Origin of the sequence: Enterococcus sp. AZ080 (assembly GCF_051714945.1) — a bacterium.
Taxonomy (GTDB): Bacteria; Bacillota; Bacilli; order Lactobacillales; family Enterococcaceae; genus Enterococcus_B; species Enterococcus_B pernyi.
Genome location: NZ_JBIOSV010000001.1, coordinates 1,407,661 through 1,419,738, shown reverse-complemented (window position 1 = coordinate 1,419,738; position 12,078 = coordinate 1,407,661). Strand labels below are relative to the sequence as shown.

Genomic DNA, 12,078 nt, shown 5'->3' with positions numbered 1-12,078 from the left:
AGTTGATAAAAGAATGTTCCTCTGAGTACAAAGTAAATTGACCCTTCCGTTCATTTGTATTACGATAAATAAACACGATAGAAAAGGAGCCTTGTCCGATGCTGATCCGAGAAATCAAACCACAAGATGATCCAATCATCAAAGAAATTATTCAAACTTCCCTAGAATCACTCGATTTAGCGATTGAAGGAACTGCCTATTTCGACCCACAATTAGACCATTTAACAGACTACTACCATGCTCTCCCCTGTGCTGCTTATTGGGTGGTGGAATTAGAAAATAAAGTAGTTGGCGGAATCGGAATCACACCTTTTGACGAGCAAAAGCAGATATGTGAATTACAAAAATTGTACTTAGCCCCAGAAGCAAAAGGTTTAGGAATTGCCAACCAATTGATGGAAACAGCATTGTCTTATGCCACTCAACATTACCGTCAATGCTATTTAGAAACGATGCATTTATTAAAGCCAGCTTGTAAACTATATGAAAAGTTCGGCTTTCACTTGATAGCTGATCCACTAGCAGGTTCTGAACACTCGACGATGGACGCTTGGTATATTAAAGAGTTAAAAAAAGACGGCGAATAAGGAAATTTTTCTCTTATCGTCGTCTTTTTTATCTATTTATATGAACTGTTGAATAAATTGCGTAATCACCGGTAAGAAATAAACAACACCCGCCGCAGCTAATACGAAAAGCAACTGTTTCCGCTGTTTCTTTCTTTTCAGTAGACTACTCGTTGTATGCAACAAGTAAGTGCCACTTTTGGCTGCTGCGGTCAAAGTTGTCAAAATGACCATCGGTGAGTAGCCAGTCGGATGTTTTGTAATAGCTAATAATTTGGTTCCGTATTCTGGATATGCAATAACTGCTTGATATAGCGCAACCAGCGTTAACAACCCCATTGCATAATTCAAAAGCGAATTGATTTTTTTCACGTACAAGTACTCCTCTAATAATGATTACTTTAGTATTTTTTGGTTTAGGTATTTTTACTTTTCGGAATATATATACCTACTCTTGTTTTTCCATCCAAGGAAATGAAAAGCCGATCGTTAAATCTTCTTTCAAAATAAGGACAGCATCAAACTTTCCTTTTTTCCCCGTGAATCCTTTGACCACTTTTCTGGTCTTTCCCTTTGAGAGTAACTCTCTAAGATTTGTTTTAGTCAATTTCTTCTTAGCAATCGTAGGCCATAATTTAAAATCACATTCCTTGTTCGTACATGTCGCGATTTTTGGATACAACATCACAATGCCTTTTTTACATTTCGGACAACGCCCGACTTGGTCATTCTTCTTCTCCATTGCTTCGATTTGCATCAAGCCGCTTTGCTCTTCCGACAAGTCGACTGTTTTTACTTGTTCTGGGACGACTTCTAATAAATGCAGAATAAATTTTTTGATATTTTCTAAAAAGACTTCCGATGTTCCTTGCCGTTCACCGATTTTTTTTAGATAACTTTCCCACCGCGCCGTCATCTCAGCACTTGTCAGTAAAGATTCTCCTGCTACTGCTTTACACAAAGTGATACCTTTGGCAGTCACTTGAATATCATTTTTATTGACTTCGATATAGTGCCTTTGTTTCAAGTTTTCAATAATGCTCGCGCGGGTAGCTTCCGTTCCGATCCCTTCCACTTCTTTCAGAATCTCTTGCGCTTCTTCATCATCTAAGGTCTTTCCTGCGGTTTTCATCGCAGTGATCAGCGTTCCCTCATTGTAGGGCTTAGGCGGTTGAGTCTCTTTCTCAAGCCTTCTCAGATCAACAGCCACTACCTCTTGTTCACTAACTTTAGGCAAAAGCTGACCATCTGATTTTTTCTTGCTTTTTACGGTCAAGATTTGTTGCCAGCCTTCTGCAATCGGACGTTTCCCGACACTTTTTAAACGCAATCGTTCCACTCCTGTAAGGATCACGGTTTCTTCATAGCGATAATTTTCTGCAAACATTGCTAAAGTCGTACGCATCACCTGCAAATAGATCGCTTGCTCTAGTCGGGAAAGCTTCGCAAAACGTTCCTTCGTCGGTATCGTTTTTGTGGGAATGATCGCATGATGCTCTTGGACTTTTTTTGCATCCACATATCGTTTTTTAGGAAATGTTTCTGGTGTCGCTACCTCTGTGATCCCTAAAAACGCTTTATAGCGATCAAGATTTTGGACAAGATACTGGTGTTCGCTTTCTGTAATGTAAAAAGAATCTGTTCGAGGATAACTCAAAAACTTACTTTCGTACAAACCTTGAACTGCATCAAGTGTGGCTTTCGCACTGACTTTCATCAGTTGATTCATTTTCGATTGTAAACTTGACAAAGAAAACAAACGTGGACTACTTTGTTGTTTTTCTTTTTTCGTTACTTGTAAGATCGTTCCTTGTTGTTTTCCTAAATGCGCTCCTTTTCCCTCAATCGCAGTAACTAATTCGTTCGCAGTCTTAAAAGTTTGTTTCGGCTCGATTTTACCGACAAACTGCCCATGTTGACTTTTGATCTGCGCTTCTCCTTCGAAATAAGGCTCTTTTTTAAACTTCCTGATTTCTTCTTGTAACTGGTAGATCATATAAAGCGTTGGTGTTTGCACGCGCCCTAAGGAGAAGCTCCCTGAGATTCCTTTTTGTTGCAGCAGCAAACTATACAGTGGACTGCCATTCATCCCGATCAGCCAATCCGCATGTTGACGTGCTTGTGCTTCTTTGTATTTTGGATAAAATTGCTCCGCCGGTTTCAGTTGTTTGAACCCTTGATAGATGGCTTCTTTTTCCAATGAATTGATCCATAAACGTAAGTACTGCTTTTGCTTCGTAAAGGCTTTTGCTTGCTGGATGATCGACCAAGCAATCGCTTCACCTTCACGGTCACTATCTGTTGCGATAATGATCGTATTAGCTGCTTGCAATTGTCGTTTGACAATGGCGAATTGGCTCCGTTTCTCTGGAGGCACCGTATATTTAAATTGGTCAGGAAATATCGGCAAGTTGGGCAATGACCACTTCGCCCAGCGTTCTTCATACTCTCCAGGAGGAACCATTTCCACTAAATGACCAAATCCATAAGTGATTGTTACTTCACCTGTGAATAGTGGATCGCTGACTTCAAAATAACCTTCCTGCTTTTTCTTTTTTTTGAACGTTTCCGCATACGCTTTTGCTTGAGAAGGCTTTTCAGCAAGTATCACTGTTTTCATGTTTTTCCTCCTCTTGATAAAATAAGAATTCTTTAACAGTTTACCAAATGGTTTTCAAAAAGAATAGCGAAAAAATTGAAGATGTTTTTGTTGAATGGAAAAAAGCGTTACAAAAAAATAACTATAATCACCTAAAGAAGAACATTTACCTTTTTATTATTATCATGCTGTTATTTTTAAATAAGGATAAAAACATTGATAAAAGAACAGCATGTCTTAACATATAATTAGTATTTGCAAAGAAAATAACTATATAAAAAAATGAGTTTTTTTATAATTATAATTTTAAATAAACTTGAAGTTTATTGTTATATTTTGGAAAATATAATTAAGCAACCTACGACACAAATAAGGAGGTTTTTGGTAGTTGAACTGTTGGTAGTCACTCAAGCCATTTGATAAAAAGGAGTAAAAAATGAAAAAATTTTATCGCCTATTACTTGTTGGTCTGTTGCTCGCACCTTTTGCCACTTTGCCACTTGATGTCCACGCCCAAGAAGCGATCGCTGGCGAAATAACCCAACCTGACGAAACCATCGTTCCGATCGATACCACCTCAGCGATTCCTTCGTCCGCAGAACCACAAAATGCAGCAGTTGCCTTAAACGTTTTTAATGGAATCAGCATGTCTGCTTATGCATCTGGTTTATCAGGTAGTACACTTAGCGCTGGCTTACTGTCGACCGCCGCCTCCGCTGTTCTTGCCCCCGCTCTACTAGGAATTGGTCTAGGGGTCGGTTTTTATCAGCTCGGTGCCTCTTTAGGCGTAGCAACAGCTGATTTAGCGAAAACAAACAGTGGCTTATTTGAATCGATCGGTAGCAGTGCCTCCACTCAAAATGAACTGAACGCTTTTGCAATGTCTGGAATTGATTCGACAACAAATACCTACAATTTCTCCGCAGCCTTACAAAACCGCTACGCACAAGATGTAACAAGCAATGCGTTGATGCGTGAGTACTTGACTGGCGAGAGCGACCACGGAATCTTTACTTTCAGCGTCAGTGACCGTGTTGAACTCTATCGTCGCTACATCAACTACACCATCCTTTGGACACTACGAGAGCAAGCAGCGGTGGTCGGACGTAACACGTCACTAGCCGATTCTCTCTCCCAGAATGAGTTTTTCGTTTTAGAAAGCATCCAGTATGGCGAATCCGTTCGTGGTGCAGATGATGCCATCTTGAACATCACCGGTTCTTCTTACTACGGCTATGATTTCCCAGAACCTTTTAATTATCAAGTCAAGCTTGATACGAGCATCTCTACGCTCTTAACAGAGATCACAACAAAAGAACAATTGCTCGACTACGTCCAAGCAACCACACCCTTTGAATTTGGGGTCGTCAATGAACCTTCTAAGGCCTTAGCTATTGAAACTGCCCAAGAAATGGCTGTCGCATATGATGAACGAACCAGCCAAATCAGCCAAAGTTTAAGCGAAGCCTTGGCTCCAAACAACAATGGGTTAGACTTTGATCCATCAGGAATGATCGCTACATTATATGGTGCCGCAGTTGTATTGGATCACGCTGGGAACTTTATCTATGCTCAAACGCAACAAGCCGTTCCAGCGCATTTAGTTGGAGCGATTGAGTTTTCTTATAGTGAAGAGTCAATACCTTATGATAATGCTCTTACGATTAACGGTAGGCGAGGGACATTTGATCCAGAAACAGGAAGCATAATCAATGAAGGAACAAATGAAACTTTAATTGATTCAGCATTAGGGGACTGGACCATTGCTAGCTACAAAACTCTGGTGGCTGAACTACGTAAATATGACGATAACGAAGATGCCTGGTATACCCCCCTCGACTTAATCTATGATGAGTACTATGCTCATGGTGGCAAAGGCCATACGATTACAGATCATGTTATTCAAAATTGGGACACCTTGTTAACTAGAATGGAAGGTGACGACGAACTAAAATATACTACAAGTTTTCACAACGCCCTCCAAGCTTTATTAATAGTCAACTATGCCATTTGGACAGCAAAACATGAAAATTTATTAGCCGGAGATAAAGGCTTCGACTTAGGTTACTGCAATTTACCAGAAAATAGCAATTCGATTTCTTATCGATCCTATGGTCAATTGTCATTAGGGGTTTCTCTAGGTTTTGGTTTATCAAAAACCACAATACCTAATCAATTTGATCGGCATGAGCACATCCCTTATGCAAAGGTCATGATCCGAAAAACCAAACAAGCAGTCCGAAAAAATAGAAAATATTTTATTGTTACTGCATTTCCTGATTTAGAAAGAACGGTTCAGGGATGGAGTCCTAGTTGATAGAAGTTCGTTAGAAAATAATCAGAAAAAGGTGGATTTAAAGATTCATCTTTTTCTAATTTAACCTTCCGATTTCTCGAACACTGGAGGTTTAAGAAATTGAGTGACATAAAGGAGGAAAGTAGATGGAACTATTAGAAAAAGAAACACTAGCATGCCGGGATTGGAATGGAGAAAATATACCAAATTATGTTAATTATAGCTTCTTTAATGAACCATATTATCAAGGAATTCACAGTCACCAGCAAGCTATAATAGGATATCTAGAGTTTTTACATCGAATCGCCCAATGTAACCACTGGGCATCAGACCTCAGAGTAAAAACTGGAAACCCTGCTAGTATAGAACAATTCAACGAGTATTTCTGTTCAATAAAAGCTAATCCGCTCATCTATATCAAAAGAGACCCTGATTATTTAGGTTGGAAAACAAACCCGATTTACGTCAATAAAGAAATGATGAAAGCAGAAAAAATTAATCCTGAAATCCTATTTAAAAATAGAGGAGCCTATGAAAAAGCCTTTTTCCATGAAACTCAAACAACTACAGTGAGTAAAGAACAATTTTTAGTGCTTAATCAACGATTCTTTCCTGAAAGAGAGCATTTAAAAATCTACGAGTGGGATGCATCCTTCTCCAATCGCTTTAATCGTGCGCGTGATTGTTACGGTGCATATTTATGGAGTATTTACGATGAAAAAAGAAAACGATTTACAGTAATCAGTGTATTTTTGAATCCTTAGTGATGAACCCGTATTTGAAAAAATGCTTTTTCTTCACTTATTTACATATGCAACTGAGAGTCATCACATGACTTTCAGTTGCATATTATTATACTTGATTAATTGTGTTATTCAATCAGCTATTGAAATTCCGATCACTGTAAATTTATGTTGTGCTTTGTCATATATCGTCCATAAAAATCCATCATATAATTCTCTTCCAAAAGAAAAGTAATTTGACCATTCGCTGTTCCATTCATACACCGTTAGCGTTTTTTTATTAGGAAACAACCAATCATTAAGTTGTATAAAGTGGTCTTTTTTACCACCATAGCTGTACGGAGGATGAAGAAAAAGAAAGGTATACATAGATTGATAACCACCTGCACTTTTGTTGTCTATTGATATTAACTCCTCGATCGTTGAGAGTTTCCCATACATTAAGTCTGGATTCACGGCATATCTATACTGGAGTTGATTGCCATATCTAGGTAAACAATCAAAATAAAGTAATTCAGTATAGTAAATTCCTGGAACATCCCTTTTTTCATTCATCACTTTAATAAATTCAAGTGCTACTTTTCGATGACTAGAGCGCCCTTTATACTCGCTCTCCTCGAAAAAAACATAATCTATCAAAAGACCCTGCACTGGAATGTTTCTCTTGTGGGCATTTTGTTTAAACTCAAATGTTTCTTTTCTCAATAATCTCATGATCGACCTCCTTCTTTCTCAAGTTCCTAAAACTGTGAACTTCTTACTTTCTTCATCGTAAACTGTCCATAAGTAAGCAGCTCCATTCATCTTCTTTATGTAAGAAAAATAATCTGACCAAGTATTGTTCCATTGATAAATAATCAGTTTGGCTCTATTTTCAAAGATATGATTGTTCAATTGAATAAAATCTTTCTCCTCTCCTTTATAAGATGAAGATAATTTAAAGAAAGCAGTGGCATAATCGGAAGTATATTTCTTGTCCGAATCATAGGCTGTAGAAAAGAAAACATTCCCTTCGATTATAAACCCTTGCATCAGTAGTTGATTGATGGAATAAGTTTTTCTCAGATTGACAGGGAAATTTACTCTATCCGTATACTCAATTTTTGTATGTCCTCTCTTTTGATTGATTGCTGTCACAAAGGCAAGTGCTGCTTTTTTGCGACTTTCTTCCCCTTTGTAATTTTCTTCATGGAAGAAGCCGTAAGTAAGTACGAGCTCTTTCATACAGATATTTTTTTCAACCATAGTCAGTACAAATCGATCTGTTTCCTTTTCCAAAAATTTCATCTTTCCCTCCTCTAGAAATGTTGTATGTACTCGATAGTATTTTTCACGTAGTATTCAGTACCTCATCGAAGCACCTATCACTGTAAATTTTTCAGTTTCCCTCTCATAAATCGTTCATAAATAAGCCCCTACTCCTCTCTCCCTATTGAAAAATAATTTGACCAATCATTATTCCATTGGTAGATTATTAGGTTCTCTTGTACAGGAAATAGATACTCATTGGCTTTTAAAAAAATCTCTTCTCGCTGAGGTTTATATATCTGTGAGAGTATGGAATAAGCATAGGAAGATTCATATTTACCATTCTCACATTTAGTAGAGAAAAAGGCAGGAGGCAATACTGATTTCGCATACATCAACTCTGGGTTCACTGCATAAGGATAAGCCAAAGACTTAATAAAAATAGGTAAATCATCAAAACAATGTAATTCTGTTGAATGAACACATGAGTACCCTACTCTTTTTTTGTTCATCACCTTTATAAATTCAATCGCTGCTTGTTGATGACTCTCCACATTTCGATAATTCTTCTCTTTAAAGTAGACAAAGTCTAAATTTAAACGTCTTGTAAATAATACTTTCTCCTCTAATTTTTGGCTCAATACTTCTGTTTCCTGTAGTAAAAACTCCATATTATATTTTTCTCCTAATCTCATAAAATGCTTGCATTGATCACCGTAAACTTATTTCTTTTAGGATCATAGATCGTCCATATAAAAGTTCCTCTATGCTGTCTGCCATAATGAAAATAATCTGACCAAGTATTATTCCACTCATAAATAATCAGTTGCTCTTTATCTGGAAAAAGAATATCGTTCATTTGAATAAAATGGTCTACTTTTCCGAGATAGTATGAAGACATCTGGAAGAATGCATAAGCATAATTTGAAAGAAACGGTTGTTTAGGTTTCCGAGAAATTGAGAAAAAAACCTCGTGACTTAAACGTCGAGCGGTCATGAGCGTAGGATTTATTGTATATTCTTGTATTCGGTTATCTAAATGTTCCTGCTTATTCCAAGTAATCATAGGATATCTTTTTTTCTGGTTCGCAAACTTAACAAGCTGAATTGCTGCTTGTTGATGACTGCTATCTTCCTCGTAATCTTTCTCATGAAAGAATAGAAAAAGAATCGGGATATTATTCTCCATCATAGTCAAAGGGAATCGATACGTCTCTCCATCTAATAATTTCAAATTGATTTTTCCTTTCTTTAATGTGATGTTTTCTTTTCTATTATGTAGTCAATAAAGCACCAAGCACTGAAAATTGAGTCAAAATCCGATGAATGAAATTTCTCTGCATACATTTCATAATGATCAGTTTTCGGTTTCCCTATGTTTTTATTACCCAATTATTTACTTTTACTAAATGATTCAATTGTTTAACCTAATTATAGGTTTGTTATCCTCTTACCCCTGTTCTGCTAAAAAAATCTCGATGATCGTAAAGATTTGGGTTCTAGAATCATAAACACTCCAAAGATAGGCGCCCCAGCCCACACGCGTATAATTGAAATAATTTTTAAGTTCTAAATTTTATTCATAGCCTAAATAAATATCAATGACTGTAAATCTCTTTGTATTCGTATCGTAAATACTCCATAAATAGGCACCGATGCATACTCTAGGATAGTTGAAGTAATTTGTAAACTCTGAATTCCATGAATAGATGATTAATTTGTCTTTTAAAGGAAAGAACCGTTGATTTACCAGATTAAAGTCTGTCTTAGATAACTTTGTACCATGAAATTCATCAAAAAAAGCTTCCTCATATACCCCGCCATCCATAAAAAATTCCTCCGCAGTTAGTTCAATGCCTTCCATCATCTCTTCATTGACTTCAATGGGGTAGCCATCTAAGTTTAACGTAGTAGGATCAATTGCTGTGTATATAATTGAATCAGAATTTAGTTCAAGAAATTTCGCTACATACATTTCATGGGTAACCGTTTTTCCAGCTTCTTTGCGTTTTTTTGATGACCAAAGATTTGTTCTTATTATGCGACTTGTATAATTTAAGTAAGCCAAAATTGCCTCTTTATGGGTGACCTTTCCTTGGTAATCACTTTCCTTAAAGAATGTATAACCAACGTAATGCGGAAAAAGTACATCCCCTTTTTTTAATTCTAATGTTTCTTTTACCAATAATTCCATGTCTTTTCCTCCTCGAAGTTTTATGTATTACATGATACCTATTTCGTCATAGTTATTGTTTTTCTTGAACATATTAATCAACAATAATTGTGACTTGATTTACCTACTAAGTAGGATAAAAATTTAAAAAACTAAATTAAACTCAATCTGTCATAGAAGATCCTATGACAGTCAGTTTATTCGATGCAGTATCGTAAATCGTCCAAAGAAAGGCATCCATCCATTCTCTCCCAGGAGAAAAGTAATTCGACCAATTGTTATTCCATGCATAAATGATTAACACACTTTTCTTAGGGAATAATAATTTATTCAAGGAAATAAAATCTTCTTCGTCCCCACTATATGAATATGGTGGGAAAAGAAATGTTTGTGCATACCAATTTAAATAGCTTCCAGAAGCTGTTTTTTCAACAGAAAAGAAAACATCTGCCTTTATCCGTTTTCCATACATTAACTCTGGATTTACGGCATAACTCAATCTTATTGGGCTACATACTATGGGTAAGTGATCGAAATAATGCAAATCTGTATATAGAAGACCTGGAATATTTCTTTTTTCATTCATTACTTTGATAAATTGAAGAGCGGCTTTACGATGACTGGAGTATCCACGATAACCTGTTTCTTCAAAAAATACATAATCAAGTAAAAGTCCATTGATTGGAAATTTTCTTAAATAGAGTTTTTGTTTAAATTGATACGTATCTTCTTTTAATAACTTCATTCTGTCCTCCTCATTCAACTCAATGTTGATGCCCCACATACCGTAAATCTTTTTCTTGTTGGATCATAAATCGTCCAAAGGTACGCTCCTTTTCCGGAATGTTTTCCATAAGCGAAATAATCTGACCACGTGTTGTTCCATTGATAAATGACTAATGTTTCCTTCTCGGAATATAATCTGAAATATAATGACCTTCTAAGTCGCTGTGTGCAGAAAAAAAAGTATCGACTGGAATTCTTGCTGCATCCATTAAATTTAAGTTTATGGAATAGGTTACTGATATATTGACTGGTAATTCAAGTTTATTCGTATACTCAATTTGATCATGCCCTCGTCTCTGATTGATGAACGTAACAAATGCCAAAGCTGCTTTTCTATGGCTTTCGTATTCTTGATGTTTTTTTTCTTGGAAGAATGCATAGTTGATTGCTAAATCTTTCATCCAGATATTTTTTTCAACCATAGTCAGAACAAATCGATCTGTTTCCTTTTCCAAAAATTTCATCTTTACCTCCTTTAGAAATGTTGTATGTACTTAACTATTATTCATATAATTTTTATAAAGATTTATTTTATCCCTAAATTACCAGACTTTTACTTAAAATTCATATTGATCTTTCGAACCTCTAAAAAATCAAATCGACAATCTGAAAACTAATTTATATTCGTTATTTTATGTAAATCAAAATAGCGGTAAGATCATTATAAATTTATATTATAGCATGATAAATAAATCGACAAGTTCTTTTGTTTAAACCATGTTGTTTTTTTATTACCTTATACCTACGAAACAAACATTTATTTTTAAGAAATAAAAGCAAAAATAAGCGCATAAAAAAAGCACAAAATAATTGATGAAATCATTGTGAATGATAAGTTGATTTGTTAGGTAAATAATATGGAAATGTTGAAATCGGCATCGATCTATGAAGTATGTATAATAAAAAAAAGCACTGATTGACAGTAATCAGTATACTTTTAGAACCATAGAGATAAGTACGTTTTTAAGGAAATAGCATGCGTTTGAAACCAGTAAAAAAGGAAACACAAAAAGACTCTTCTAGAAGTAAATCCTTCTAGAAAAGCCATAAAAAAATCTTTGATGACAAGTTATTCCTGTGTGATCGATTATTCATAGTGAGTCCATGCAGAGTAAATCTCAACAATTTTTTCTTTGTCATTTATTTTATACACCACTCGATGTTGGCGATTCAATCTTCTTGAATACCTTCCTTCATGAGTTGGCTTTAGCTTTTTAAATGCTTGTTTAGGGCAATAAGGATCAGTTTTTAATGTTTCGATAATAGCAAGAAATTGATTTTTTAAATTAGAGCTCTTTAGCTTTTTTAAAATCTGTTTCAGCTGAGTTTTTAACTACTACCTTATAACTCCCCATCAAAGGTCATCCCAATCAATATCGTCTACATTTATAAATCCCGTATCGTCTTGTTCTCTTTTCTTTACGATGTCAAGTGTACCAATTTGTTCCAAAAATAGCGTTTCTTTGATTGCTCGCCAATCTTCTAAACCAATCAAGACCGCGTTATTCTCATTACGCTCACTAATAATCTCGATTTCTGTATGATTTTCATTCACTTCTTTTAACAATTGATAAAATTTTTTTCGTGCAGTACTCGGATTTAAAGTAGTATTAGACATTTTCCTTCTCCTTTTTGCATTTATTACCTATATTTTGACGTACTCAAAT

Annotated in this window: 13 protein-coding genes and 1 pseudogene; 3 read left to right on the top strand and 11 right to left on the bottom strand. The window is 35.7% G+C overall.

Going from position 1 to position 12,078, the window contains the following annotated elements:
• The first annotated feature begins 98 nt into the window (after positions 1–98).
• A complete protein-coding gene (locus IGK01_RS06690) occupies positions 99–587 on the top strand; it encodes a GNAT family N-acetyltransferase (RefSeq protein ID WP_077151336.1) in 489 nt (162 codons plus the stop codon).
• A 36-nt stretch (positions 588–623) separates the two neighbouring features.
• Here IGK01_RS06690 and IGK01_RS06685 read toward each other — a convergent pair whose 3' ends face one another.
• Together IGK01_RS06685 and IGK01_RS06680 are read right to left on the bottom strand one after the other, a co-directional pair.
• Complete coding sequence (locus IGK01_RS06685) at positions 624–938, bottom strand: hypothetical protein (protein ID WP_438840599.1); 315 nt, start codon at positions 936–938, stop codon at positions 624–626.
• 76 nt (positions 939–1,014) lie between these two features.
• On the bottom strand, positions 1,015–3,186 hold the full coding sequence (locus IGK01_RS06680) for a DNA topoisomerase 3 (protein ID WP_438840598.1): 2,172 nt from the start codon (positions 3,184–3,186) through the stop codon (positions 1,015–1,017).
• A gap of 415 nt (positions 3,187–3,601) precedes the next feature.
• Between IGK01_RS06680 and IGK01_RS06675 the strand changes: the two genes are divergently transcribed.
• Positions 3,602–5,482: an RNase A-like domain-containing protein gene (locus IGK01_RS06675; RefSeq protein WP_438840597.1), complete on the top strand. Its 1,881-nt coding sequence runs from the start codon at positions 3,602–3,604 to the stop codon at positions 5,480–5,482.
• A 125-nt stretch (positions 5,483–5,607) separates the two neighbouring features.
• Complete coding sequence (locus IGK01_RS06670) at positions 5,608–6,225, top strand: hypothetical protein (RefSeq protein WP_375148440.1); 618 nt, start codon at positions 5,608–5,610, stop codon at positions 6,223–6,225.
• A 111-nt stretch (positions 6,226–6,336) separates the two neighbouring features.
• Here the strand turns inward: IGK01_RS06670 and IGK01_RS06665 are convergent, their stop codons facing one another.
• The 9 genes and pseudogenes from IGK01_RS06665 to IGK01_RS06625 all read right to left on the bottom strand — a co-directional run bounded on the left by IGK01_RS06665 (position 6,337) and on the right by IGK01_RS06625 (position 12,029).
• Positions 6,337–6,918, bottom strand: coding sequence for a hypothetical protein (locus IGK01_RS06665; protein ID WP_023519644.1), 582 nt, complete (start codon positions 6,916–6,918; stop codon positions 6,337–6,339).
• Positions 6,919–6,936: 18 nt separating this feature from the next.
• Positions 6,937–7,491 carry a hypothetical protein gene (locus tag IGK01_RS06660; protein ID WP_438840596.1) on the bottom strand — a complete coding sequence of 185 codons (555 nt, stop codon included), beginning with the start codon at positions 7,489–7,491 and terminating at the stop codon, positions 6,937–6,939.
• Between the two features lie 128 nt (positions 7,492–7,619).
• Entirely contained in the window at positions 7,620–8,147 is a 528-nt protein-coding gene (locus IGK01_RS06655; protein ID WP_438840595.1) for a hypothetical protein, read from the bottom strand.
• Positions 8,144–8,686, bottom strand: coding sequence for a hypothetical protein (locus IGK01_RS06650; RefSeq protein WP_438840594.1), 543 nt, complete (start codon positions 8,684–8,686; stop codon positions 8,144–8,146). The genes IGK01_RS06655 and IGK01_RS06650 overlap by 4 nt, the downstream gene beginning before the upstream one ends.
• A gap of 342 nt (positions 8,687–9,028) precedes the next feature.
• Entirely contained in the window at positions 9,029–9,646 is a 618-nt protein-coding gene (locus IGK01_RS06645) for a hypothetical protein (protein WP_438840593.1), read from the bottom strand.
• A gap of 142 nt (positions 9,647–9,788) precedes the next feature.
• Complete coding sequence (locus tag IGK01_RS06640; RefSeq protein WP_062805249.1) at positions 9,789–10,370, bottom strand: hypothetical protein; 582 nt, start codon at positions 10,368–10,370, stop codon at positions 9,789–9,791.
• A gap of 151 nt (positions 10,371–10,521) precedes the next feature.
• The gene (locus IGK01_RS06635) at positions 10,522–10,875 is read right to left on the bottom strand and encodes a hypothetical protein (protein WP_438840592.1); all 354 of its coding nucleotides are present in this window, start codon (positions 10,873–10,875) and stop codon (positions 10,522–10,524) included.
• A 623-nt stretch (positions 10,876–11,498) separates the two neighbouring features.
• Positions 11,499–11,766 (bottom strand): annotated as a pseudogene (locus IGK01_RS06630) (Txe/YoeB family addiction module toxin).
• Entirely contained in the window at positions 11,766–12,029 is a 264-nt protein-coding gene (locus IGK01_RS06625; RefSeq protein ID WP_010735497.1) for a type II toxin-antitoxin system Phd/YefM family antitoxin, read from the bottom strand. Before IGK01_RS06625 ends, IGK01_RS06630 begins: the two are co-directional and overlap by 1 nt.
• Between the last annotated feature and the right edge of the window lie 49 nt (positions 12,030–12,078).

Coding starts and splice junctions, on each gene's coding strand:
- IGK01_RS06690 (WP_077151336.1), top strand. CDS start 99: ATGCTGATCCGAGAAATCAAACCACAAGATGATCCAATCATCAAAGAA.
- IGK01_RS06680 (WP_438840598.1), bottom strand. CDS start 3,186: ATGAAAACAGTGATACTTGCTGAAAAGCCTTCTCAAGCAAAAGCGTAT.
- IGK01_RS06675 (WP_438840597.1), top strand. CDS start 3,602: ATGAAAAAATTTTATCGCCTATTACTTGTTGGTCTGTTGCTCGCACCT.
- IGK01_RS06670 (WP_375148440.1), top strand. CDS start 5,608: ATGGAACTATTAGAAAAAGAAACACTAGCATGCCGGGATTGGAATGGA.
- IGK01_RS06665 (WP_023519644.1), bottom strand. CDS start 6,918: ATGAGATTATTGAGAAAAGAAACATTTGAGTTTAAACAAAATGCCCAC.
- IGK01_RS06660 (WP_438840596.1), bottom strand. CDS start 7,491: ATGAAATTTTTGGAAAAGGAAACAGATCGATTTGTACTGACTATGGTT.
- IGK01_RS06655 (WP_438840595.1), bottom strand. CDS start 8,147: ATGAGATTAGGAGAAAAATATAATATGGAGTTTTTACTACAGGAAACA.
- IGK01_RS06645 (WP_438840593.1), bottom strand. CDS start 9,646: ATGGAATTATTGGTAAAAGAAACATTAGAATTAAAAAAAGGGGATGTA.
- IGK01_RS06640 (WP_062805249.1), bottom strand. CDS start 10,370: ATGAAGTTATTAAAAGAAGATACGTATCAATTTAAACAAAAACTCTAT.
- IGK01_RS06635 (WP_438840592.1), bottom strand. CDS start 10,875: ATGAAATTTTTGGAAAAGGAAACAGATCGATTTGTTCTGACTATGGTT.
- IGK01_RS06625 (WP_010735497.1), bottom strand. CDS start 12,029: ATGTCTAATACTACTTTAAATCCGAGTACTGCACGAAAAAAATTTTAT.